Source organism: Streptosporangium sp. NPDC006007 (genome assembly GCF_040614315.1).
Lineage (GTDB): Bacteria > Actinomycetota > Actinomycetes > Streptosporangiales > Streptosporangiaceae > Streptosporangium.
Genome location: NZ_JBEXUG010000034.1, coordinates 1 through 21,924, shown reverse-complemented (window position 1 = coordinate 21,924; position 21,924 = coordinate 1). Strand labels below are relative to the sequence as shown.

The following is a 21,924-nucleotide window of genomic DNA, read 5'->3' as shown; positions in this document are numbered from 1 at the left end:
TTAGAGTAAGCGGGCACTGACGAGAGCCCGGACGGATCCTCAGGAGCACCGAGGGATCCCCGAGCCCGTCTCGCCGGCCCGCTGGAGCTCCGGGGGAGGAGTCCCATGCCCGACATCAGCGCGCTCCCCGGCTTCTACCGGATCGCCGGGGCGGATCCGGACCGCCGGGCGATGATCGACACCGGCGGCACGGTGATCACCTTCGGTGAGCTGCTCGCCAGGGTCAACCAGGTCTCACACGGGCTGCGGGCCAGAGGGCTCACCGAGGGGGCCGTGGTCGCCGGGGTGCTGCCGGCTGGTGTCGACGCGCTGGTGATGCTGCTGGCCACCGGGCAGACGGGGCTGTACTACGTGCCCGTCGACCGGCACCTGACCGACGCCGAGATCGCCTACGTCCTGGCCGACTGCGGTGCCGAGGTCGTGGTCACCGAGCCGGGCCGCCCGGTGAACGGCACCCTCGACGCCGGTGACGGCGATGTTGCCGGCAGCTCCCTCGGCAGATCCCTCGACGGGCCCGCCGGCAGGGCCGGCGGCGTCGCAGACCTGGCCGAGGGACAGCCGGTGACCGCCCCCGGCGGCAGGTCGGCGGGGAGCGTCATGTGGTACACCTCGGGCACCACCGGCCTCCCCAAAGGGGTGCGGCGGCCACTGCCCGGCACCGAGCCCGAGGCGACGATCCCGCTCGCCACCTGGTTCCTCGGCGAGATCTGCGACCTGCGGCCGGGCGACGGCGTCCACCTGGTGACCGCGCCGACGCACCACTCCTCGCCGTGCGCCCACAGCGTGTTCGCGCTCCACCTGGGTCACACCCTGGTCATCGCCCCCCGCTTCGATCCGGTCACCGTCCTGGAACTGATCGACAGGCACCGGGTGACCAACTCCATGATGGTCCCGACGATGTTCCACCGGATGCTGCGGCTGCCACCTGAGGTCCGGGACGGGTACGACCTCTCGTCGCTCCAGCAGGTGATCCACACCGGCGCGGCCTGCCCGGTGGCCGTCAAGAGGGCGATGATGGACTGGTGGGGCCCGGTGCTGTACGAGTACTACGGCTCCACCGAGTCGGCCGTCGCCTTCTCCGTCAAGCCACGCGACTGGCTTGCACGCCCCGGCACGGTCGGCCGCCCGGCCCCGGGCTCCGAGGCGAGGATCCTCGGCCAGGACGGGCGCGAGCTCCCGGCGGGCGAGCCCGGCATGATCTACATCAAGTCGGGTATCGGCGGTTTCCAGTATCACGGGGACCCTGAGAAGACCGCCCTGAGCATGCGCGGCGAGTGGTACGCCCCCGGCGACATCGGCTTCCTGGACGAGGACGGATTCCTGTTCGTGCGCGACCGCCGTACCGACCTCATCGTCTCCGGCGGGGTGAACATCTATCCCGCGGAGATCGAGGCGGCGCTGCTTGAGCACTCGGCGGTCGCCGACGTCGCGGTCATCGGCGTGCCCGACGAGGAGTGGGGGCACCGGGTGGTCGCGCTGGTCCAGCCGATGCCCGGCCCCCGGCCGTCCGCGCGGGAACTGCTGGACCACCTCGGTCCGCGCCTCGCCCGCTTCAAGCACCCCAAGGTCGTCGAGTTCCGCGACGAACTGCCCCGCACTCCCGGTGGAAAGCTCTCCCGCTCCCGGCTCCGGGAGGAGTACCTGGCCGGATAGCGCCTCGTGCGGGGACGGCGCCCCTACAGGGTGATCCATTCGGTGGAGACGGTGACCTCGTCAAGGATGTCGGGAACGGGGTCGACGCCGATGCCGGGGCCGGTGGGCACGGGCAGGTGGCCGTCTCGCGGGACGAACGGCTCGGTGATGTCGGTGGCGTAGTAGCGGTGGGAGCCGGAGGTGTCGCCGGGCAGGGTGAAACCGGGCAGGGCGGCCAGTGCGAGGTTGGCGGCACGGCCGATGCCGGTCTCCAGCATGCCGCCGCACCACACGGCCAGGCCGTGGGCGCGGGCCAGGTCGTGGATACGGCGGGCCTCCAGATAGCCGCCGACGCGGCCGGGCTTGATGTTGATGATCGAGCAGGCGCCCAGGCTGATCGCGGCGGCGGCGTGCTCGGCGGACTCGATGGACTCGTCCAGGCAGAGCGGGGTGGTGAGCCGGGGGGCGAGCCGGGCGTGCTGGACCAGGTCGTCGTTGGCGAGGGGTTGTTCGATCAGCAGCAGGTCATAGGGGTCGAGTCTGGCCAGGTGGGGCGCGTCGGCGAGGGTGTAGGCGGCGTTGGCGTCGACCTGCAGGGGCAGGTCGGGGCCGAACCGCTCGCGCACGGCGCGGACCGGGGCCAGGTCCCAGCCGGGCTCGATCTTCAGTTTGATCCGCCGGTAGCCCTCGGTGAGGTAGCCCTGGACGGTGTCCAGCAGCTCGGGGATGGAGTTCATGATGCCGATCGACACTCCGCAGGGCACCTGGTCGGCGGAGGCGCCCAGGAACGCGGCCAGGGACTGGCCGCTGACGCGCAGTTGCGCGTCCAGTACGGCGGTCTCCAAGGCGGCCTTGGCCATGCGGTGGCCCTTGAAGGGGTGCAGGGCGCGGCCGACGGTGTGGGCGTCGGGGTGGGCGGGCAGGGCGGGGATGAGGAAGCGGCGCAGGACCTCGGCGGCTCCGTCGACGTATTCCGGGGAGTAGAGCGGATCGGTCATGGCCACGCATTCGGCCCAGCCCTCGGCGTCGGGGGTGACGACTCGCAGCAGCAGGACGTCGCGTTCGGTCTCGGTGCCGAAGGAGGTGCGGAAGGGCGCGACCAGTGGCATCGCGATCCGCCGTAGTTCGATTCCGGTGATCTTCATGGTGGTGTGCGGCGTGGGCCGCGTCTCCGTTCCGTTGTTCTGTTCCGTTGTTCGCCGACCCTCTTGGGCGGGCCCCTGGGCGGGCCTGGCCGTACGGGCGGCCGGGTGGGGCGACGGGGTCAGCCGGTCCGCTCCACGATGTAGCCCGATTCGGGGTGGAAACCGGTGACGGCCGCCCCCTGCCCCAACAGGCCGCCCAGGACCTCGCGGACGGCGCGCCGCCAGGCGCGGGCCGCTCGCGGGTCGGCGCGGCGCAGGGTCTCGACGTCGCGGGGGACGGCCACCAGGATCACGGCGGCGTCGACGGCGCCGACGACGGGCCGGTCGTACTGGTCACGCAGCCCGGCCGCGGCGCCGGCCGGGACCACGGGGGGGTACGGGTCACCGGCGGCGGCGGCGATCACGTGGGGGGCGTTCAGCCGCCAGCGGACCAGGATCCGGTCCGACTCGTCGCCGACGTTGATCGCGTCGTCCATGGTGCCGTAGAAGGACGGCAGGTAACTTTCGGGGCGGGCGCCGAGCTTGACCAGGTTGAAGTGGGCGTTGCGGCGGACCAGCGGGTCGTAGGTCCAGGTGACGTGCTCCAGGCCGCGTTCCAGCGCCCAGGCGCGCTGGTGCTGCTTGAGGGCGAACCCGACGCCCCTTCCAGAGGGGGCGCCGGTGACGTGGGAGTGCAGGACGTGCCCGGCCGGGGCGGCCAGGAAGCCGACCGAGGCGCCGACCAGCAGATCGTCCCGGTAGGCGCCGGCCACGTAGTTGCCCGCGTGCGACAGCGCGCGCATCAGCTCCACACTGATCGGCGTGTCGCCCGATTCGGAGCGCCAGATCTCGTCGAACAGCCGGCGGACCCGCTCGAACTCACCGAGGTCGAACAACTCGGCGATCCGCACCCCGGCGGCCTCGGCCGCCACCTCCGCGGTCTTCCCGGCCTCGGCCGCGACCTCCGCAGCGGCCTCCGCAGCGCTCTCGGCCGCGTTCTTCACGGTGGCCTCGGCGCGTACGTCCTCGGAGGAGGGGCCGGTCATCCGCCGTCCTCCGCCGGCGCGGTCTCCCTCGGCCGGGCCCGGAACCCCCCCGACGGAGCCGCGGTCCCTCCCGCCGAGGCGGCGACCTGGACGGCCGCCTCCGCGGCCGTCCCGGTGTCCCCCGCGAGCACCGCGCCGATCAGCCCGGCCAGCAGCCTCGTCCTGCCGGGCATCTCCGCGACGACCACGTGCTCGTGGACGGCGTGCGCGCCGTCCCCCACCGCGCCCAGCCCGTCGAGCGTCGGACAGCCGGCCCCCGCGGTGAAGTTCCCGTCCGAGGCGCCGCCCACCGCCACCCTCCGCAGCGGCTCCATACCCAGATCCTTCGCGATCCGGCAGGCCAGCTCGAACAGGCGCGCCGAGGAGGACTCCTCCAGCGGAGGACGGTTCGGCCCCCCGCTCACCTCCAGACGGGTCCCCGGAAGGCGAGGAACGAGCGCCCGCACCAACCCGTCCACGCGGCCCTGCTCGGCGACGCTGGAAGCCCTGACGTCCACGGCCACACGCGCCAGCGCGGGCACCGTGTTGGCCGTGGTCCCCCCGGACAGCACGGTCGGCGTCACCGTGGTCCCGCCGGAGCCCATCGCGCCGAGCGCGAGAATCTGGTGGGCCAGCTCGATCCCGGCGTTGGCCCCCCTCTCGGGCTCCAGACCGGCGTGGGCGGCCTTGCCGTGCACGGTGACCCGGTAGTCGGAGGTGCCCTTGCGCGCGGTCTTGAGCGCCCCGCCGCCGGCGCTCGCCTCCAGCACGAACGTGGCCGCGCACCCGCGGGCCGACTCCTCGATCAGGGCGCGCGACGACGTCGAACCGACCTCCTCGTCACCGGTGATCAGCAGGCGGACCCCCTCCGGCGACGGCAGGGCGGCCAGCGCGTGGAACATCTGCACCAGCCCCGCCTTCATGTCGAACACGCCCGGTCCGCGGGCGATCCCGTCCACGAGCGACCAGGGAAGCTCGCGCAGCGTCCCGACCGGCCAGACGGTGTCGTGGTGGCCGACCAGCAGAACCCGGGGAGTGCCGAAGGTCCACCGCAGATGGGTGACCCCGTCGATCACGATCGTCTCCGGCGGCGCGCCGAGCCTGCCGCGCCCCTGGTCGCCCACCACCCCGGCGCTACGCGCCACCGCGGTGTGGTCGGCGGAGAAGGACTCGCAGGTGACGAGCTCCTCCAGGTCGTCGAGCATCACGTCGAGGTTCAAGCGTGTCTCCCCAGTTCGGCACGGAACAGGCGTAGAACATTGTCGCCGAGGATCTTGACGATCTCCTCGTCCGCGAAGCCGTGTTTGAGTAACGCGTCGGTGACCGAGGACAGTCCGGAGGGACCGGCGAGCCCCGGGATCGCCGCCATGATGTCCAGGCCGTCGAAGCCGGACACCTCGCGGCACGGCGGGGTGACGTCGTGCACGACCTCGCGGACGAAGTCGGGGCCGAGACCCACGTGGTCGATCCCGGCGACGCCCACGACGTGCTCGATGTGGTCCACCAGGCGGTCCACGGTGTAGTCGGCGGGATCCTCGGCGAGGAGGGCCGGCAGGAAGTTCACGCAGACCACCCCGCCGGTCGCGGCGACCGCGCGGATCTGGTGATCGGTGAGGTTGCGGTGGTGATCGCGCAGGGCCCGGGCCGAGGAGTGGGTGGCCATCACCGGCCGGGTCGCCAGTTCCAGCACGTGGGCGACGCCGGAGGCGCTCAGGTGCGAGACATCGAAGATCATGCCGAGGCGCTCCATCTCCCGGAACGCCGCCACACCCGCCGAGGTGAGCCGGCTGCCGGTGGCCTCCTCGCCGCTGCCGTCCGCCAGAGCCGTACGGCCCCAGTGCGCGATCGAGGCGATCCGCACGCCCAGCCGGTACAGCGTGGGCAGCAGTTCGACGCTCGTGTCCAGGCCGGGGGCGCTCTCCAGCGCCAGCACCAGGGCCATCCTCCCCTCGCCGAGGGTCTCGTCGATCTGGGCGCCGTCCAGGCAGAGCCGTACCGTGTCCGGGTTGCCCTCGGCCAGCGTGTGCGCGCACTCGATCATGCGCAGGGTCTGCCTGAGCGCTCCCTCCGGCCGATACCGGTCGTCCACGAAGACCGGGAGCACCTGGAGGTTCACCCCGCCCTCGTGGAGCTGGGGCAGCCAGCGTTCCCTGAAGAACGACGCCCACCGCTGCGGGGGCCTGGCCGCGACCGCCATCAGCAGGTCGTTGTGGGTGTCGGCGACCACGGCGTCGCGGTGCAGTTCGGTGAACACGGGCGGTCCTTCGTCGCGGGTGGCTCTCGTCTGTCACGACGCTACCCACAGGCCGGCCCCGGCGTCCGTGAGGGACCGCTCCCTCCGGTGCCGGGCAGGCCGGTAGTCTGCGCGGGTGTCTACCCTTGCCGACATCGTCGGAGAGCTCGAATCGATCTACGACCCCGCGTGGGCGGAGGCGTGGGACGCTGTCGGACTCGTCTGCGGAGATCCCGCCGTGAAGGTGGGTAAGGTGCTGTTCGCGGTCGATCCGACGGCGGTCGTCGCCGCCGAGGCGGTCGAATGGGGCGCCGGCCTGATCGTCACGCACCATCCTCTCTACCTGCGGGGCACCACGAGCGTCGCCGCCACCACCTTCAAGGGCCGCCTGATCCACACGCTGATCAGGAACGACGTCGCCCTGTTCACCGCCCACACCAACGCCGACGTCGCCGACCCCGGCGTCTCCGACGCCCTCGCCCGCGCCGTTGGGCTGACCGGCCCGCTCACGCCCCTGCTGCCCGCCGCCGATGATCAACGGCGCGGCCTCGGCCGGATCGGCTCGCTGCCCGCGCCGCTCTCCCTGCGCGAGTTCGCCCGGCAGGCCGCACGCGGCCTCCCCGGTACGGCGGGCGGCCTGCGAGTCGCCGGAGACCTCAGCCGTGAGATCCGGCGAGTCGCGGTGAGCGGGGGATCGGGCGACTCCCTGCTGGGAACGGCGCGGGCCGCGGGAGTGGACGCGTTCCTCACCGCCGACCTGCGTCACCACCCGGCGAGCGAGTTCGTCGAGGAACCAGGCGGTCCCGCGCTGATCGACGCCGCTCACTGGGCCACCGAATGGCCCTGGCTGGCCGATGCGGCACACCGTCTGACGTCCGCTCTGGCCCTGCGGGGGATTACTGTTGAGACGCGCGTATCCGAGACGGTCACGGACGCCTGGAAGACAACAGCAGAGTGCGAGGAATTGAAGTGAAAGCAGCACCGGCCGCCCAGAAGCGTCTGCTCGACCTGGCCGAACTTGACTCAGTCATCGACCGCCTGGCCCATCGCCGCCGCACGCTGCCGGAACTGGCCGAGATCGACGGCCTCTCCACCCGTGTGGCCCGGCTCGCCACCCAGGTGATCACCGCTGAGACCGAGGCGACCGACCTCGCCCGTGAGCAGGTCAAGGCCGAGGCCGACGTCGACTCGGTCCGCATCCGGGCCGAGCGTGACCAGAAACGCCTCGACTCCGGCCAGGTCTCCTCCCCCAAGGACCTGGCCAGCCTCCAGTCGGAGATCGTCTCCCTGAACCGTCGCCAGAGCGACCTGGAGGAGGTCGTGCTGGAGATCATGGAGCGCCGTGAGGCGGCCGACGCGCAGGTCACCAAGGTCGCCGCCGAGCGGGACGAGCTCTCCGCGATCCGCGGGAGGGCCGAGGACCGCAGGGACGCAGCCTTCGCCGAGATCGACAAGGAGAGCGCCGAGGTCAAGAGCCGGCGCGCGAAGGCCGGCGCCGACATCCCGGCCGACCTGCTCGCCCTCTACGAGAAGCTCCGCGAGCAGTTCGGGGTGGGTGCCGCCATGCTCCAGGGCACCCGCTGCCTGGGCTGCCGCACCAGCCTGTCCATCGCCGAGATCAACCGCATCAAGGCGGCCTCCCACGACGAGGTCATCCGCTGCGACGAGTGCCGCCGGATCCTCGTCCGGACCCCGGAGTCGGGCCTGTGAGTTCCTTCGTCGTCGAGGCCGACGGCGGATCGCGGGGCAACCCCGGCCCCGCGGGCTACGGTGCCGTCGTCAAAGACGCCGCCGACGGTCAGGCGCTGGCCGAGGTCGCCGAGGCGATCGGCGTCCAGACCAACAACGTCGCCGAGTACCGGGGGCTGATCGCGGGTCTGCGATCGCTGCTCGACCTCGCGGGCGACGGCGCGGCCGTCGAGGTCCGGATGGACTCCAAACTGGTCATCGAGCAGATGGCCGGCCGGTGGAAGATCAAGAACGAGGGGCTGCGGCCGCTCGCGCTGGAGGCCGCCGCCCTGGCCCGCCGGCTCAGGGTCACCTGGCGGTGGATCCCGAGGGAGCGGAACAAGGACGCCGACCGCCTGGCCAACGAGGCCATGGACGCCGCGGCCAAGGGCCACCCCTGGCGGCACGGCACCTCGCCGGGCACCGAGTCACGGCCCCTTGACCTCCCCGGTACCGACTCCCGCCCTCCCGGCCTCTCCGGCACCGGCTCCGGTGACGTCGGTCCTTCGGGCACCGGGTCCCGTAACATCGGTCTTTCGGGTTCCGACTCCCGTGGCGTCGGTCTTTCGGATGCCGAACCCCCCGGCGGCGGTCGTCCCGGCGCCGGAGCCCCCGGCGTCGGCCTCTCCCACGCCGCGACCTCGCGTCACCGGGCCGAGACACCGGTTCCGGCCTCCGGCGCGGCTCCCGCGCAGGACTCCCTCTTCGACACGGTCGGTGTCCCGGTCGCGGAGACAACGGCCCCCACAGCCACCGGTACCGGCTGGCGCGCCCCCACGACCGTGGCGACCTCGCTGCTCCTGCTCCGGCACGGAGAGACCCCGCTCTCGGTCGAGCGCAGGTTCTCCGGGCTCGGCGACCCCGAGCTCACCCCCAACGGCATCGCGCAGGCGGAGGCCGCCGCGGCCAGGCTGTCGCGCGAGCCGTACGACGTCCAGGTGGTCGTCAGCTCGCCGCTCAAGCGCGCCCGCGTCACCGCCGAGATCGTGGCAGCCAGGCTCGGGCTGGAGGTGGTCGTCGAGGAGGGGCTCAGGGAGACCGACTTCGGCGACTGGGAGGGCCACACGTTCACCGAGATCCAGCGCCGCTGGCCGGACGAGCTCGCCGCGTGGCTGGCGGACCCGTCCGCCGCGCCGCCGGGTGGGGAGAGTTTCGGGGAGGCGGCGCGGCGGGTCCAGGCGACCGGGGACCGGCTGGTGGAGCGTTACGAGGGCAGGACGGTCCTCGCCGTCTCCCACGTCACGCCGATCAAGATGCTGCTCCGGTTCGCGCTGCTGGCTCCCCCCGCCGCGCTGTACCGCATGCATCTCGACCTGGCGGCTCTGTCCCTGGTCGAGTACTACGCCGATGGGCCGGCGGTCGTGAAGGCGTTCAACGACACCTCGCACCTGCGCTGAACCCGCACTCCCGCCTCGGCGACCGGACGGGATCCCGGTGACCGTCCGGAGCCCGGCATCCCGCCCGGCCCCATCCGGCCCGTCCGGTCACCCGGACGTGTGGCCCCGTCCGGACCGGCCCGCTGGTCGGTCGTGCTCTCATCGGTGGCTCCTCCGGTGCTCGTGCCCCCGGGGGCGCCTGATCCCCATTCCAGCTGAGACGACTTGCCGCTCGGTTGGAGACCACTTGGGAGCCGTTAGGCTTGGAAGTACGGCGGACGAGCCGGCCGGGCGGCCGCGTCGGGTCTCTTCGGAGACCCGCCGAGGAAGGTCCGGGCTCCACAGGGCAGGGCGGTCGGTAACGCCGACCCGGGGTGACCCGCGGGACAGTGCCACAGAGAACAGACCGCCTCTCGTGAGAGAGGTAAGGGTGAAACGGCGGTGTAAGAGACCACCAGCGCCCACGGCGACGTGGGCGGCTAGGTAAACCCCACCCGGAGCAAGGTCAAGAAGGGATGCCCCCAGGGGCGTCCCGCGCGCGACGTCTGAGGGCTGCCCGCCCGAGCCGCGCGGGTAGACCGCTTGAGGCCGTCGGCAACGTCGGCCCTAGATGGATGGTCGCCCCTTCACTTCGGTGAAGGACAGAACCCGGCCTACAGACCGACTCGTCCGCCCTCGACCCTCTGAGCAGCACCGGAGGAGTCACGTCGCCTCCCTGTTCCGCTGCTGTTCCGGCAGAGCAGGAATGATCATGCTCTCGATGGCTCCGCGACCGAGGTCTTCATCATCGGGGAACAGGTGCCCGTAGGTGTCCATCGTCTCGGAGATCGTGGCATGTCCAAGACGAGATTGGATCACCTTCGGGTTCAGGTTCGCCCTGATCAGACTTGATGCGTAGAAGTGGCGGAGGTCGTGAAAGCGGGTGCCCTTCGGGAGGCCGGCCCCCTCGACGGCGTCGGCCCAACATGACCAGAACGACGACCGCTTGACGGGCCGTCGGCACCGGTTGGTGATCAGCACCTCATGGGACCCGGGCGTGAACTTCTGCATGTGTGCGGTGATCTCAGTGAGCACCAGGTCGTCAGCGGGGACGGTCCGCTTCGACGCCTTGGTCTTCAGCGGAGACAAGATGCCCTTCTGCATCTGCCGGTGAATGTGGACCCGGCGCCGGAGGAAGTCCACCTTGCTCACGGTGAGGCCGAGGGCTTCCCCTTCCCGCAGGCCGAGACCAGCGGCGAGCCATACCGCGAGCTTGTACCGGGGGGTGATCGTCTCGACCAGGGCCAGGACCGCCGACACGGGGAGGGGCTCGACTACGCGCGGTTCGATTCGGGGGAGGGGCACCCGTGAGCACGGGTTCGCAGGGATCACGCCGTCGTCCACCGCGGACTGCATCAGCGAGCGGATCACTGCGAACACAGTGTGTACGGTGCTGGGCTTCAGGTCCGAGGCCAGACCGGAGACGAACGCCTTCATGTCCGACCGGGTGATCCCGTTCATCCGGCGGTCGCCGAGCGCTGGGTAGATTCGCGACCTCAGGTGCGTGTCGTAGGTGTCGGTGGAGCCCTCGCGTAGGTGGACCTGTGCTGGTAGCCACTTGGTCTTGCCGTACTCCTGGAGCTTGACGCGGCCCTCGCGTGCGTCGACGTAGACACCTCGTAGCCGGTCAGCCTCCATGGCGTTGCTGTGGTCGGCTGCCTCCTGCTTCCTGGCGAAAGCCTTGGTGGTCTCCCTGCCGGTCGGCCCGGTCCAGCATGCGAGCCAGCGCTTCCCATGGCCATGGCGGACGGTCGGCACTCGCGTGGGGTTGCCGTCGGGGCCCTTCACAGTCTTGAACCACAGGTCCTTAACCCTCGCCATGGTCTTCACCCTCATCGAGGACGGGCACCGCGTCCGGGTACTGGAGTAGGCCGAGCAAGCGCATCCGGTCCACCCAGTCAGCGGGTACGCGCGGGGGTGTCGCGCCGCTCGTCATCATGTGGTTGATGACGTTGGCGACGTTCCTCAGTGCCTCCTCGAACCTCTCGGCTTGTGCCGGATCTCGACGCACGAGCGACTCAAGCATGAAGGCCTGGCTCATCTCTTGGGACAGCTGGCGGTAGCTATGCAAGGGGCCAGCTACTTCAGCCCACCGTTGTGCGCGGGCGCTGACCTCCTCCAGTACCGGCCGGAGTGCTACAGCGGCCTTCTCACCAGGGTGCCGTGTCGGCATGCGCGGGTCGCTCGGTGGCTGTTCCCCGCTGACCCACAGCAACAACCGCATCGCGTCCATTTCGATGTCCGGGGTGATCGCCAGAGACTCCCCCCCCATGGGGAGGAACAGCGAGACGGGCGGCACGTCGAGCGCGTACGCCAGCATGAGCACCTCGCCCAACGTGACCATGTCCCGTCGGCCGTTCTCAAGGTTCGAGATCACCTGCCGTCCAAGATCCGGCATGCCAGCGTCAGCGCAAAGGTCTGCGAGCGCCTGCGCGCTCATCCCCCGTCGCCTTCGGAACTCGCGGATGCGATGCCCCACGGCCTGGGTTGGGGTCAGTGAGTTTTGCTTCACAGTCGCGCAGCTTATGCCAATGATTGCCAACTCTCAAGAGCGGATGCCATGATGTGCCGAGTCACTTGATTCACTGCCGCACAATTTGCGTGCTGATCAAGCAAGGAGATGTCTCGTGCAGGAAACGCACCTGACCGTTGAGGATCTGGCCGCTCGTCTGAGAGTGCCGCCGGACACCGTCTACCGGTGGAACAGCAGAGGCGGGGGCCCGGCTTACATCAAGGTCGGTCGGCATGCGCGTTACCGCTTGGCCGATGTGATCGCCTGGGAAGACACGCGGCGTGTCGGCCAGGGCGGGGGTCGTTGATGTCCTCGTTGGTCGATCGCCGTCACCTCCTGGTCGCCGCTCAGCTGCTCGACGACCTCGACGGACAGCGCCGGCGCGAACGGGCGACGTTCGAGGAGGGCTATCAGGCCGGGTTCGAGGCCGGGCGCCGGGCCGGGGCGGAGGCGGCCGAAGAGGAGATGCGCGCGGCCTGGGCGAAGGTCGCCGAACAGGTACGCCGGACCGCGAACACGCTGACCTACGACGAGCTCGCCCGGCGCCGAGCCGCGACCGGTCCGTGGGAAGACGAGTACCGGGGCGGGCCGGTCGAGTGGGAAGGCCCCCGCACGGCCAGAGCAGAGGCGACCGGGTGAGCGAGGTCGAACGCGTGCGCCGGATCCTCGACGGCGAGGAGAACGCGCCCGAGCTTGAGGAGCCGTTCCGGCGGCACCTTCGGCTTACCCGGGCATCGGAGATCGAGCCTGAGCCCGTGGTGTGGATGTGGGAGGACAACGGCGCCGGGCGTATCCCGTCCGGGGCGCTCGTCGTGGCCGCCGGGCGGGAGGGCACCGGCAAGAGCTCGTTCGGCATCTGGATGGCCGCGCAGGTCACCACCGGCACCCTGCCCGGTCCGCTGTTCGGTCACCCGTACGACGTGATCTATGTGGCCGTCGAGGACTCGTGGAAGCACACCTTGGTGCCCCGGCTCATGGCGGCCGGGGCTGACCTGGACCGGGTGTGGCGCGTCGAGGCGGCCGTGAGCGAAGACGAGACGGGCGTGATCAGCCTGCCGCATGACCTGTTGCTGCTGGAGAGGTCAATCGGTGAGCTCGGCGTGCGCCTGGTGGTGCTCGACCCGCTGATGTCGACGATCTCGGCGAAGATCGACACGCACAAGGAGCGCGACACCCGGACCGCGCTCGACCCGCTCGCCCGGCTGGCCGACCGGACCGGCGCCGCGATTCTCGGCGTGGCGCACTTCAACAAGGGCATTGGCACCGACCCCTCGTCACTGATCACCGGATCGGGAGCGTTCAAGAACGTTCCCCGGGCCGTGTTCGGCTTCGCTGTCGACCCCGACAGCGAGAACGGTGCGCGGGTGATGACGCAGACGAAGAACTCGCTCGGCTTGAGCGATCTGCCGTCACTGGCCTACCGGATCCAGTCCACGAAGGTCGACACGCCGAAGGGCGTGGCAGACGTCGGCCGGTTCGTCTTTGAGGGCGTGGCCAAGCGGACGGTCGAGGAGGTGTTGGCGGGCGGCGACCCGGACGAGACCAAGGCCAAGGTCGCCGCCGCAGACTTCCTACGCGCGACCTTGGACGGGCAGTGGTGCCGATCGAAGGACATCGCAGAGGAGGCCAAGGAAGCTCACGATATCTCGCCGCGGACTCTCGCCCGCGCCCGTAAGGGCTTGGCAGTCGTGGCGAAGAAGTTTCCCACAGGTCCGGACGGGGCGCCGGAATGGTGGCAGACGCTCCCCGAGCAGAGTGCCACTCTCCCGCCACCGGAGAGCAAGAGTGCCAACCCGTAACGCTGTGACCTGCGAAGAGTGCCAGAGTGCCAAAACAGGTGTGACACACAAAAGTTGGCACTCTGGCACTCTTGGCCCCCTTCGTTGGGTGATCAAGAGGAGAAGAGGGATGACCGAAACGCAGACCGAAACCCGGGTTCCGCCGGGTCTGCGCACCGCCGACGACGTCGTCGGCTGGTGCGGCACGGACGCCGAGCGGCTGCATCTGGCCTACATGGAAGAGGTGACCCGGCCCGCTCCCCAGCGAAGGCCCGGCGTCGCCCAGGTCCTCACAGACGTGCTCGGCTGGCCGCTGCCGGACACCCCGCCGACGGAGGTCCTGGCCTTCGCGGGCACCCCCGGGCTTCCCCTCGCCCGGGTGCTGGGAGTCGAGCGGGCCCGGCCGGTGCGATGGCGCCGGGCCGAGCTCGTCGACGAGTTGGAGCGCCGTACCGCCGCGGCGGGAGAGCACGCCTTCGCGGTGATGCCCGCCACGGCCCAGAGTTCGGGCGGCGGGTGGTGGAAGTGATCGGCCCCCGGCGACGTCGCCGAGCCCGGCGCCTCGACCCCGCCACCGAAGAACCCGCGGCAGGCCGGGCCCGGCCCGCCGACCACGCACCCCCGACCATGAACGACGCACAAGGAAGGACATCCATGCCGAACACCACCAGGCCCCCGCGGCCGATCCACGTCGAGAACACGGTGTTGACCGAGGTCGCCCGATCCCTGGGCATGAAGACGCGAGAGATCGTCAACGTCGAGGAGACGCCCGAGGGACGCCGGGTGACCACGCACGACGGATCGGTGGTCATCATCGCCGAGACGCCGGACGCGATCGGGCAGACCGGCGTGCTGGCCGTCGCCGTGGCCGGCGGGCCGCCCGTCCCGCGTGGCATGCGCGCCTACGTCGCGCCCGGCCGGGCGCCGGTCGAGCTCGGCGAGGCGTGGACGGTCGCCGACCTCGACTTGGAGGCCGGGCGCCTGGTGGTGCCGGGCCCGACCAGTAGCCAAGAGCTCGGACGGCCGTCGCTGCTGCCGTGGGTGCACAAGGACGGTGACCCGTGGGCCCAGGCCATCCGGGCCCGCGCGGCGTGGCTGCACCACGCCGCGGAGATGGAGGTGACGCCGCAGGCGTGCGTCCGTCAGTGCGAGGAGTGCGGGCGCTTCCGCGACATCGTGATCGGCTCGCGGCTGCTGTCGGGCAGTCAGGTCAACGCGCTGTGACCGCGCCCGACGAGCACGGCCCCACGCTGGAGATGGCGCGTGCGGTGCGCGCGGCCTGCGACGCCGCACGGGAAGCGCTGGCCGTCATCGACACCGCGCTGTCGACCGGCAACCGGCTCGGCGTGGCCGTCTTCGGGTTCGCCGCGCTGATGAACACCCGCGGCCCGCTGCGGGCCCTGGCCGACGAGCACGGCCCGGCGCGCGTGCTGGCCGACAACGAGATCAAGGCACTGAGCACCGACACCACCGGGAGGACCGCATGAAGTTCACGAGGGAAGAGATCGCCATGATCTCCGAGATAGCGCAGACGGGCAGCACGGCGAACGGACTTCAGCGGCTGTCGGAGGTGTTCGGCGACAGCCGGACCCGGCTCGCCGAGGTCTGCGCCATGGCCGACCGGGTCCGGCGCGGTGAGGCGATCGACGTCGGTGACGGCCAGGTGCTCATGCGCGACGCCCCCGACGCCGCGACCGGCGCCGTGGTCGAGGCCCGGTGAGCGTGCTCGACTCCGTCGACTGGGGAGCGGCGTACGAGCGCCTGTTTCGCGCCGCTCCCCGGCCGGTCCTGGGCGTGGCCGGCTGGTACGTCCGACACTCCGAGTGGCTCGGTCCGGCGCCCATGAGCTTCGCCGTGTTCGTCGTGCGCAGCGCGCCGCACCTGGTGCGTGAGGCGGTCGGCGCCGGGCCGGTGGCCGCGTGGCTGACGGCGACCTGTCGCGCCGCGCTGGCCACCGTCCAGACGCTCCCGACGCGCACCTTCCCCGCGGCCGGGCCGCTGTACGTCGACCCGCGCTTGCCCGTGCTGCCGTTGCTCGGCGCCGCCGTCGAGCACGCCGCGGCCACGGCCGGACGTCTGGGCGTCTACCTCGCCGAGGACCTGCCGCCGGGCATCGGCGGCAGGTGCCGAACCGGGCCGGTGCCGGTGGTGCTGCCGGACGGTCGGGAGGAGGGCGCGATCGTCATCGAGATCAGCGAACGCGAGAACGTGGTGTTCGCGTGGGCTGTCGAGGTCTGGCTTCACGAGCTGGCTCACGCGCTGGATCCGGAGCGGGATCAGCGCACCAGCGAGGAGCGTGAGGACTACGCCGACCGGCTCGGCCCGCGGCTCGCGCTGCTGGCCGAGGACGCGCCGCTTGCGGTGGTGCGTCCGCTGGCCGAGCGCACCTATGCCGAGGTACGGCAGACCTACCGGGCCGCCGGGCCCGCCTTGACCTCGCGGGCATCGGCGTCGGGCGTGACGCTCAGACATCCGCTCGGCGCGGGTCTTCCCGCGCCCGGTGTGGAGAGTCTGGCCGCGCTGGCGGTGCTGCCGCTGCTGGCCGGCGACTCCCGGCCCTGAGGAGGTGGACGTCTCCGCAGGTCACAGCGTTGCGGATGCGTTCACCCCCCGGGTGTGTTTTCCCAGGTCAGAGGGGGTGCCCCTAGACCGCCGTCCTCCCGATTTTCTGTCGTCTCAGAATGCAACATTTTTTCTGGGGCGCAGAGATCCGATGGCTGTGATCTCGCCGGGGCGGTAGCGGCCCCTGATCGAGGTAGCGGTGCCGCTACCTGTGCCGCTACTGGTGCGACCTGCGGGGACGGTCGAAGGTAGCGGGTAGCGGCACCCCGGGGAACGGGCTCCAGAGGCCCGGAATCGGCCCCGCCGGGGGCGCCTCCCTGAGCCCTCCCTGGTCGCTTCGGCCCCCCGCATGGCGGGAGGCCGGCCCCCCGCGGCCTCCCCACGGGCCGGGCCGTGGCCGTACGCGGTAACACGGACGGCGCGCGCAGCCGGGGGCTACCCGCGGAGTTCGTTGATGTACTGGCGGAGCACTTCGGCGAGGAAGAACCTGCGGATCTTCTCTAGGGAGGCGTCCTGTTCCCGGGCGATGCGGAGCGCCTCACCGGTGATCTCGAACTCGGCGGTGCGCCCCTCGTCGAAGGCCCGCCGGGCCGCGGACAGCAGACGGTCATATTCGCTGGGGAGAGGCGACATGAGGTGACTGTACGTTCTACCCGTCCAACACGTACAGCATATGTAATACGGACCGTCCGACCAGGTCATATGGCCTATCCGTAACGTCTCACTCATGACGGTGGACCAACTCAACCCCGAACCGCTCTGGGAGCAACTCGCCTCGATCATCGCCGCCCGCATCAAGGCCGGCGACTACCAGCCGCGGCAAGTCCTGCCGTCCGAAGCGCACCTACAGCAAGAGCACGGCGTGAGCCGGGGCACTGTTCGGCGGGCGGTGCAGGCCCTCGGCGAACGCGGGTGGACGGTCACTATTCAGGGGCGGGGAACGTTCGTCGCCGACCGGGAGAACTGGCCGGAGAGCTGAGCGCGGCCCCCTCCGCGAGGGGCTGGGGGTGCAACGGGCGAGGGGGTTACAGGTCAGAGCGGGTGTGGCACCCGAGTTGCATTCCCTGGTTGCACCCGGCGTTGCAGGGGTGTTGCACCCCCGGTTGCACCTCGACGCCGTGGCCGGTTGCATCCTTCGGTGATCGTCTGGCACCCCTTCGGGTGCCGGGGGCGGGGGCTGGGGGAGGGAGTTACAGGTCAGACGGGGTGCCAGGGGCGTGGCAGGAAGATCGTGGCACCCCCTGGCACCCCCCGTGGCACCCGGTGTGGCACCCCGTGGCCCCCCTCGTGGCAGGGGTCTGGCACCCCGTGGCACCCCCACGGGCCGGGCCGTGGCACCCCTCACACAACGCGATGCGCATCTTCATGTTCATGTGCCGCGTCCGGGTTCCCCGGGGGCCAACGCGCGACGCGCGGACGCGCGACGCGCGAGTGTCCCCGAACCGGTCGCCGAGTGTCAACCTCCAGGAAGGGGCCCCGGGGCCCCTTCTAGGGCGGGTCTAGGGCGGGTCTAGGGCTCGACGGGGAGGGTCAGGACCTAGAGGCGGGTCGAGGAACCTAGAGGCTCACAGGCTGGGAGAAGCCGTTCCTAGACGGCCTAGACGGTGCTCGCCGTCGCCGCTCTGGGGTTGACGCTCCGACCGGATCGGGATATTCGCGCGCGCTCGCGTCCGCGCTCGTCCGCGTCCGCGCGTCCGCGTTGGCCCCCCGAAAACACGGACGCGGCACATGAACATGAAGATGAAGATGCGCGCCATGCCCCCTCTACCCCCTCTACCGCCCAGGTCGAGACCCACTACCGGCCCCGCTACCCGGGTAGAGGCCCCCCGCTAACCCGAGTTAGGTCGTCTGAGGCGGCGATCTAACTCCCGCCGAACCCCCGTACTCAAGATCAAAAGGCTTGAGCGAGTGGAACCCACGCGCAGCCGTACGGCCTCGATGCCGACCCGTCGAGTCGGGGGGCGACTGGCCGATCGTGCAGGGCGAACGCGGCCGGGCAGTCGCCCTTCCGGTACCCCCCGGGTACACCCTCGGTACAGGGCAAACGCGGATGGCCGGTACACCCCCGGTACCCCCTCGGTACCCCTCTCACGAGATGGCGCCGGATACCTCCGTTCCCCCGTCCGGACCGCCCGCGGGAACCGGTCCGGAACCGGCCGGGGAACGAGCGGGGAACGAGCGGGGAACGGCACCCCACCGCCACCAGGACGAAGGCCGGGCCGCGCTCGATCAGGTCTCGATCGGGTACGGCCGGACACCGGCACAGGGCGAACGGACCACCCCCGGCACGGCGGTCCACCAGGGCGCCGTCTCGGTCGCCCGGTGTGCCACCTCGACCCGGGCGCCCGGACGACGGCACGGCGCCGGAACACCCCGACCGGCCGGACCACCCCGGACCAGCGTCGCCACCGGGCGAACGGTGGCACACCGGCCGCCCGGCAACGCCCGGCACAACGCAGAACCGCCCTCCCCCGGATCACCAGGGAAGGGCGGTTCAGTCCGTCCGGCCGGTACGGCTACCGCACCGGTTCAGCCAAGGTCACGCCACCCTCCCCGCGCGCGCCTTGGCCACCTGGGCGCGGATCGCGTCGGCGAGCCTTCCGGCCTCCTCCAGGGTGAACTGTTCGCCGTCCAGGTGGATGAGAAGGCCGTCGTCGGGACACCAGGTCAGCCCGACCGGCCCGTTGTCCGCGGCGTTGCACACGTTCTCGTCGTGGTCGACGCACCACGGGCGGCACCCCTGACCGGTCGCGGGGATGCTTTCGAGGACCTCCAGGCGGTTCATGCCGCCCTCCCCGCCCGCTCGACGGCGATCCGCCGGCGCATCTCCACGTCCCGCGCGGGCACCTCGACCGAGTAGAGGTCGCCGAGCTCGTCGACCGGCAGGAACACCCGCACCGTGGGGAAGTGGCGCCGCACACCGGCCTTCTCCAGGTCGAGGCACAGCCCGTAGGCCGCGCCCCGGGCCCGGTCGTGGCGGCGGGGCTTGGGGAACAGCCGACGCCGCTCCGCCTCGTACCGAGCGTTGTCGCGGATGTCGAGGACCTTCAAGAAGTCCTGCGATCGCTGCCAGGTGGCCACCTCGCCGCCCAGGCGCTCGACGCCCTGAACGATCCACGCGGCGATCTGGTCGGGGGAGTGCTCGCCGCGGCGGGTCGGCATGTCGGAGGCGTACAGGGCCGTGGCCCACTCGTCGCTCCGCATGCCCAGCACGAGGGCCGGGAGGGTCGTCGAGGCGTTCACAGGGCCTCACCGCCCTTGTGGCCGGCGAGGACGGCCAGGATCACGCGGGCCAGGGCCTCCGCGTTGGGGAACGTCAGCTCCTCCTCGGTGCGGTAGAGGTTGACCATCGGGCCGTCGTCGAGGGAGTAGGACAGCAGGATCTCGCCGAACGCCGTCGAGGTGATCGTGTGAACGCAGAGCTGATCCTCGGGGGTCGGCCCGCTGTCGCGGTGCTCGCTGCACCAAGGGGCACAGCCGGGCCGCCGGACGGTGGAGCCGCGGCGGGCCTTCGCGGTGAGAGAGCGCAGCCGGTCGGCGACCTGGTCGGCCTCCTCCAGGGTGAGGGTCCACCCGTGCCGTCCGGTGGTGTCGCCGAGCTCGACGACCGGGCCGCACTCGTCGCCCTCGTTGAGCGCGAGGTCGACCATCAGCGCGACCGTGTCGCCGCCGTTAAGGACCTCCCCGGGGTCCTCCAGGGTCACGGGGAGGTCGGCGCTGACACTCCAGTGCGTACGCTCCCCGGCGGCGACGCCGCCGTGGTCGCCCGCCGCACACCAAGCCGGGCACGCCGGGGCGACGTCGAACCGGTCGGAGGGAAGCGCCGCGGCGGACGTCCGGCGCCGAGCGAGGATGCCGCGCAGCGCCTCGCCGAGCTCCCCGGCCTCACCAGGGGTGAGGACCTCCAGGAGCTCCCGCACCGGAACCGGGTCGGCGGTCTCGACCTTGCCCCGCAACGCGGAGATGCGGCCCGCGAGGTAGGCGGCACGGAAGAAGGCGCCGACGTCGTCGAGGGACGGCCGCCGGGCCGGGGTCGAGGTGCCATGGTCGCTGCACTCGAAGAGCTGGCCGTGCTGGGCGTCGGTGAGGCCGATGATGTCGGCCCCGGCGGAGGTGTTCGGCGCGGACATGGCGCCGGTAGGGTTCGTGTTCAAGGTCGGACTCTCTTCCGATCCAGGCCCCGGCCGGTGTTCTGATCACCGCGTCCGGGGCTGCCTTATGTTCTGGGCGGCTTCTCCTGCTCGGAGGGCAGGAGGACCCCTTGACCGCTGTTCCGTCTCCGTTCCGTCCGACAGTGATCGGAGACGCGAAATGATGCCAACCGTTGCCAGGTAAAATGCCTGGTCAGAAGGGGTGAGAGGGGAGATGTCGCAGGTCACAAACCCGCAGGTGGCAGAACCCGGCCTACAGGCCGACTCGTCCGCCCTCCCCGCCCCTGACCTGCGGCGGGATGCTTGCTCAGGGAGCCTGAAGCGCCGAGAGGGCACATCGGGGGCACATTCAGATTGGGTCAGAGTGCGGCGGCGAAGGCGTTGCCCAGTGCCGTCCGCGCCCGCTCGGACGTCTCCGGGACGAGATGTCCGTACAGGTCCACGGTCGTGGTGATGGACTCGTGGCCCAGCCACCGGGACACCTCGGAGATCGGCACCCCCTCGGCGAGCGCCGTGCTGGCGAAGGTGTGCCGCAGATCGTGGAACGTCATGTCCACCGGCACCCCGGCCGCGAGGATCGCGGGCTTGAGGATGTCGGCGTTGAAGTAGTCGCGCCGGATCAGGTTGCCGCGCGTCGTCCGGAACAGCGCGTCCTCGGGCTTGTGCCGGTCGATGTGCCCGGCCAGCGCGTCGGCGAGGACGGCCGGGATGGGGACGTCACGGATGGACGCCCGCGTCTTGGGCGGCGCCAGTGTCGGACGCCGGTCGATCACCACAACCTGCTGGTCCACCGTCAGCATGCCCTCGGTGAAGTCGATCCGGTCGACGGCCAGCCCGAGCGCCTCCCCTTGCCGGAGACCGGCCGTGGCGCCCAGGAGCACCAGCGGCGCGTACTCGGGCCGCATGGCCCGGTAGAGCGCGATCACCTCGGTGGGGGAGAGGAGCCGGATCGTGGTCTTGTCCGGCTCCGGCAGGCGGATGTCGACGCAGGGGGAGCGGCGGATCATGCCATCCCGTACGGCCCCGCGCATGACGCTGGAGAAGATCACGTAGACGGTCTCGACCGTGCGTGGTGACAATCCCTTTCCGTGTAGCTCCTTGACCCACCTCTGCACGGAGGTGGGCCGTATGGAGACCAGGGGCACCACACCGAAGACCGGGTTGATGTGGTTCTTCAGGTGCCCCTCGTAGGTCGTCGCGGTCCCGGGCTTGTGCAGCCGCGACGCCATCCAGGTCTGCGCGTACACCTGGAACCTGGTCTGCCCGAGCTTGGGGTCGATCCACTCGCCACGCGGTTCGTCGGCCCGGCGCGTCACGTCGAAGCGGTCGGCGTCGGCCTTCCCCTCGAAGTTGCGCTTGAGCTGCTGCCCCTTCTCGTTCCGGTACCGGACCTGCCAGCGCGCCCCTTGACCGTGCTTGGCGGTCGGCACGCGCTTGTGCTCGGAACACTTTGCCTCTCCGGGATCGGGGTGGGACTTGTGCCACCGGTCGTAGACGGTCATGCCTGTTCCCGCACCCAGGCACGCACGTCCTCGGGGAGGTAGCGCAGATGCTTGCCGACCCGATGGGCGGGCGGACCGATCCTCCTGCATCGCCACTGGTAGAGGGTCCCGGCCGGTACTCCGAGATAGACGGCGACCTCGTCCACCGTCCAGAGGCGTTCGAGCGTCTACCTATCGTTCGCCGAGCGCGAGGAGATCGCCGTGCTGCGCGCCCAGCAGTACGGCGTGCGGGACATCGCGCGCCACTTGGGACGGGCTCCGT

Annotated in this window: 25 protein-coding genes, 1 other RNA gene and 1 pseudogene; 15 read left to right on the top strand and 12 right to left on the bottom strand. The window is 71.1% G+C overall.

The window, feature by feature from the left end:
* Positions 1 to 105 precede the first annotated feature (105 nt).
* Positions 106 to 1,653: an AMP-binding protein gene (locus tag ABZ194_RS23130; protein ID WP_355599080.1), complete on the top strand. Its 1,548-nt coding sequence runs from the start codon at positions 106 to 108 to the stop codon at positions 1,651 to 1,653.
* Between the two features lie 23 nt (positions 1,654 to 1,676).
* Here the strand turns inward: ABZ194_RS23130 and menC are convergent, their stop codons facing one another.
* The 4 genes from menC to ABZ194_RS23110 all read right to left on the bottom strand — a co-directional run bounded on the left by menC (position 1,677) and on the right by ABZ194_RS23110 (position 6,035).
* Positions 1,677 to 2,777 (bottom strand): o-succinylbenzoate synthase, encoded by a 1,101-nt coding sequence (gene menC / locus ABZ194_RS23125; RefSeq protein ID WP_355599079.1) that lies wholly within the window; start codon positions 2,775 to 2,777, stop codon positions 1,677 to 1,679.
* Between the two features lie 119 nt (positions 2,778 to 2,896).
* On the bottom strand, positions 2,897 to 3,802 hold the full coding sequence (locus ABZ194_RS23120) for a GNAT family N-acetyltransferase (RefSeq protein WP_355599078.1): 906 nt from the start codon (positions 3,800 to 3,802) through the stop codon (positions 2,897 to 2,899).
* On the bottom strand, positions 3,799 to 5,001 hold the full coding sequence (locus ABZ194_RS23115) for a M20 family metallopeptidase (protein ID WP_355599077.1): 1,203 nt from the start codon (positions 4,999 to 5,001) through the stop codon (positions 3,799 to 3,801). The genes ABZ194_RS23120 and ABZ194_RS23115 overlap by 4 nt, the downstream gene beginning before the upstream one ends.
* Positions 4,998 to 6,035, bottom strand: a complete 1,038-nt coding sequence (locus ABZ194_RS23110; protein WP_355599076.1) for a membrane dipeptidase — start codon at positions 6,033 to 6,035, stop codon at positions 4,998 to 5,000. The genes ABZ194_RS23115 and ABZ194_RS23110 overlap by 4 nt, the downstream gene beginning before the upstream one ends.
* A gap of 115 nt (positions 6,036 to 6,150) precedes the next feature.
* On the opposite strand from ABZ194_RS23110, the gene ABZ194_RS23105 reads away from it, so the two are divergent.
* The 4 genes from ABZ194_RS23105 (at position 6,151) to rnpB (ending at position 9,790) form a co-directional block, all read left to right on the top strand.
* Positions 6,151 to 6,987 (top strand): Nif3-like dinuclear metal center hexameric protein, encoded by an 837-nt coding sequence (locus ABZ194_RS23105; protein WP_355599075.1) that lies wholly within the window; start codon positions 6,151 to 6,153, stop codon positions 6,985 to 6,987.
* Entirely contained in the window at positions 6,984 to 7,724 is a 741-nt protein-coding gene (locus ABZ194_RS23100) for a C4-type zinc ribbon domain-containing protein (RefSeq protein ID WP_355599074.1), read from the top strand. Before ABZ194_RS23105 ends, ABZ194_RS23100 begins: the two co-directional genes overlap by 4 nt.
* A complete protein-coding gene (locus tag ABZ194_RS23095; RefSeq protein ID WP_355599073.1) occupies positions 7,721 to 9,139 on the top strand; it encodes a histidine phosphatase family protein in 1,419 nt (472 codons plus the stop codon). Before ABZ194_RS23100 ends, ABZ194_RS23095 begins: the two co-directional genes overlap by 4 nt.
* Positions 9,140 to 9,397: 258 nt before the next feature.
* An RNA gene (rnpB, locus tag ABZ194_RS23090) (RNase P RNA component class A) lies at positions 9,398 to 9,790 on the top strand.
* A 30-nt stretch (positions 9,791 to 9,820) separates the two neighbouring features.
* Here the strand turns inward: rnpB and ABZ194_RS23085 are convergent.
* Both ABZ194_RS23085 and ABZ194_RS23080 read right to left on the bottom strand, forming a co-directional pair.
* Complete coding sequence (locus ABZ194_RS23085; RefSeq protein WP_355599072.1) at positions 9,821 to 10,978, bottom strand: tyrosine-type recombinase/integrase; 1,158 nt, start codon at positions 10,976 to 10,978, stop codon at positions 9,821 to 9,823.
* On the bottom strand, positions 10,965 to 11,636 hold the full coding sequence (locus ABZ194_RS23080; protein ID WP_355599123.1) for a helix-turn-helix transcriptional regulator: 672 nt from the start codon (positions 11,634 to 11,636) through the stop codon (positions 10,965 to 10,967). Before ABZ194_RS23080 ends, ABZ194_RS23085 begins: the two co-directional genes overlap by 14 nt.
* Before the next feature lie 148 nt (positions 11,637 to 11,784).
* Here ABZ194_RS23080 and ABZ194_RS23075 point away from each other — a divergent pair, with 148 nt between their 5' ends.
* From ABZ194_RS23075 to ABZ194_RS23040, 8 genes are all read left to right on the top strand, one after another.
* Complete coding sequence (locus tag ABZ194_RS23075) at positions 11,785 to 11,976, top strand: helix-turn-helix domain-containing protein (protein ID WP_355599071.1); 192 nt, start codon at positions 11,785 to 11,787, stop codon at positions 11,974 to 11,976.
* Positions 11,976 to 12,308, top strand: a complete 333-nt coding sequence (locus ABZ194_RS23070) for a hypothetical protein (RefSeq protein ID WP_355599070.1) — start codon at positions 11,976 to 11,978, stop codon at positions 12,306 to 12,308. Before ABZ194_RS23075 ends, ABZ194_RS23070 begins: the two co-directional genes overlap by 1 nt.
* Positions 12,305 to 13,468 carry an AAA family ATPase gene (locus tag ABZ194_RS23065; protein WP_355599069.1) on the top strand — a complete coding sequence of 388 codons (1,164 nt, stop codon included), beginning with the start codon at positions 12,305 to 12,307 and terminating at the stop codon, positions 13,466 to 13,468. The genes ABZ194_RS23070 and ABZ194_RS23065 overlap by 4 nt, the downstream gene beginning before the upstream one ends.
* Positions 13,469 to 13,577: 109 nt before the next feature.
* On the top strand, positions 13,578 to 13,976 hold the full coding sequence (locus ABZ194_RS23060; RefSeq protein ID WP_355599068.1) for a hypothetical protein: 399 nt from the start codon (positions 13,578 to 13,580) through the stop codon (positions 13,974 to 13,976).
* Positions 13,977 to 14,101: 125 nt separating this feature from the next.
* Complete coding sequence (locus tag ABZ194_RS23055; protein WP_355599067.1) at positions 14,102 to 14,671, top strand: hypothetical protein; 570 nt, start codon at positions 14,102 to 14,104, stop codon at positions 14,669 to 14,671.
* The gene (locus ABZ194_RS23050) at positions 14,668 to 14,934 is read left to right on the top strand and encodes a hypothetical protein (RefSeq protein WP_355599066.1); all 267 of its coding nucleotides are present in this window, start codon (positions 14,668 to 14,670) and stop codon (positions 14,932 to 14,934) included. The genes ABZ194_RS23055 and ABZ194_RS23050 overlap by 4 nt, the downstream gene beginning before the upstream one ends.
* Positions 14,931 to 15,167, top strand: a complete 237-nt coding sequence (locus ABZ194_RS23045) for a hypothetical protein (protein ID WP_355599065.1) — start codon at positions 14,931 to 14,933, stop codon at positions 15,165 to 15,167. Before ABZ194_RS23050 ends, ABZ194_RS23045 begins: the two co-directional genes overlap by 4 nt.
* A complete protein-coding gene (locus ABZ194_RS23040) occupies positions 15,164 to 16,009 on the top strand; it encodes a hypothetical protein (RefSeq protein WP_355599064.1) in 846 nt (281 codons plus the stop codon). Before ABZ194_RS23045 ends, ABZ194_RS23040 begins: the two co-directional genes overlap by 4 nt.
* A 435-nt stretch (positions 16,010 to 16,444) precedes the next feature.
* Here ABZ194_RS23040 and ABZ194_RS23035 read toward each other — a convergent pair whose 3' ends face one another.
* Positions 16,445 to 16,642, bottom strand: a complete 198-nt coding sequence (locus tag ABZ194_RS23035; protein ID WP_355599063.1) for a hypothetical protein — start codon at positions 16,640 to 16,642, stop codon at positions 16,445 to 16,447.
* 94 nt (positions 16,643 to 16,736) lie between these two features.
* Between ABZ194_RS23035 and ABZ194_RS23030 the strand changes: the two genes are divergently transcribed.
* Positions 16,737 to 16,988: a GntR family transcriptional regulator gene (locus tag ABZ194_RS23030; RefSeq protein ID WP_355599062.1), complete on the top strand. Its 252-nt coding sequence runs from the start codon at positions 16,737 to 16,739 to the stop codon at positions 16,986 to 16,988.
* A 1,560-nt stretch (positions 16,989 to 18,548) separates the two neighbouring features.
* On the opposite strand, the gene ABZ194_RS23025 is transcribed toward ABZ194_RS23030, so the two are convergent.
* The 5 genes from ABZ194_RS23025 to ABZ194_RS23005 form a co-directional block, all read right to left on the bottom strand.
* Positions 18,549 to 18,794, bottom strand: a complete 246-nt coding sequence (locus ABZ194_RS23025; protein ID WP_355599061.1) for a hypothetical protein — start codon at positions 18,792 to 18,794, stop codon at positions 18,549 to 18,551.
* Positions 18,791 to 19,252 carry a hypothetical protein gene (locus ABZ194_RS23020; RefSeq protein WP_355599060.1) on the bottom strand — a complete coding sequence of 154 codons (462 nt, stop codon included), beginning with the start codon at positions 19,250 to 19,252 and terminating at the stop codon, positions 18,791 to 18,793. Before ABZ194_RS23020 ends, ABZ194_RS23025 begins: the two co-directional genes overlap by 4 nt.
* Entirely contained in the window at positions 19,249 to 20,163 is a 915-nt protein-coding gene (locus ABZ194_RS23015) for a hypothetical protein (protein ID WP_355599059.1), read from the bottom strand. The genes ABZ194_RS23020 and ABZ194_RS23015 overlap by 4 nt, the downstream gene beginning before the upstream one ends.
* Before the next feature lie 356 nt (positions 20,164 to 20,519).
* Positions 20,520 to 21,662 (bottom strand): site-specific integrase, encoded by a 1,143-nt coding sequence (locus ABZ194_RS23010; protein WP_355599058.1) that lies wholly within the window; start codon positions 21,660 to 21,662, stop codon positions 20,520 to 20,522.
* Positions 21,659 to 21,808, bottom strand: coding sequence for a helix-turn-helix domain-containing protein (locus ABZ194_RS23005; protein ID WP_355599057.1), 150 nt, complete (start codon positions 21,806 to 21,808; stop codon positions 21,659 to 21,661). Before ABZ194_RS23005 ends, ABZ194_RS23010 begins: the two co-directional genes overlap by 4 nt.
* Before the next feature lie 22 nt (positions 21,809 to 21,830).
* Between ABZ194_RS23005 and ABZ194_RS23000 the strand changes: the two are divergent.
* Positions 21,831 to 21,924 (top strand): annotated as a pseudogene (locus ABZ194_RS23000) (helix-turn-helix domain-containing protein); the annotation flags it as partial.

Bases quoted from the DNA above. Each gene is read 5' to 3' on its own strand.
- ABZ194_RS23055 (WP_355599067.1), top strand. From the start codon at position 14,102: ATGCCGAACACCACCAGGCCCCCGCGGCCGATCCACGTCGAGAACACG.
- ABZ194_RS23045 (WP_355599065.1), top strand. From the start codon at position 14,931: ATGAAGTTCACGAGGGAAGAGATCGCCATGATCTCCGAGATAGCGCAG.
- ABZ194_RS23030 (WP_355599062.1), top strand. From the start codon at position 16,737: ATGACGGTGGACCAACTCAACCCCGAACCGCTCTGGGAGCAACTCGCC.
- ABZ194_RS23060 (WP_355599068.1), top strand. From the start codon at position 13,578: ATGACCGAAACGCAGACCGAAACCCGGGTTCCGCCGGGTCTGCGCACC.
- ABZ194_RS23070 (WP_355599070.1), top strand. From the start codon at position 11,976: ATGTCCTCGTTGGTCGATCGCCGTCACCTCCTGGTCGCCGCTCAGCTG.
- ABZ194_RS23010 (WP_355599058.1), bottom strand. From the start codon at position 21,662: ATGACCGTCTACGACCGGTGGCACAAGTCCCACCCCGATCCCGGAGAG.
- menC (WP_355599079.1), bottom strand. From the start codon at position 2,777: ATGAAGATCACCGGAATCGAACTACGGCGGATCGCGATGCCACTGGTC.
- ABZ194_RS23025 (WP_355599061.1), bottom strand. From the start codon at position 18,794: ATGAACCGCCTGGAGGTCCTCGAAAGCATCCCCGCGACCGGTCAGGGG.
- ABZ194_RS23085 (WP_355599072.1), bottom strand. From the start codon at position 10,978: ATGGCGAGGGTTAAGGACCTGTGGTTCAAGACTGTGAAGGGCCCCGAC.
- ABZ194_RS23130 (WP_355599080.1), top strand. From the start codon at position 106: ATGCCCGACATCAGCGCGCTCCCCGGCTTCTACCGGATCGCCGGGGCG.
- ABZ194_RS23120 (WP_355599078.1), bottom strand. From the start codon at position 3,802: ATGACCGGCCCCTCCTCCGAGGACGTACGCGCCGAGGCCACCGTGAAG.
- ABZ194_RS23035 (WP_355599063.1), bottom strand. From the start codon at position 16,642: ATGTCGCCTCTCCCCAGCGAATATGACCGTCTGCTGTCCGCGGCCCGG.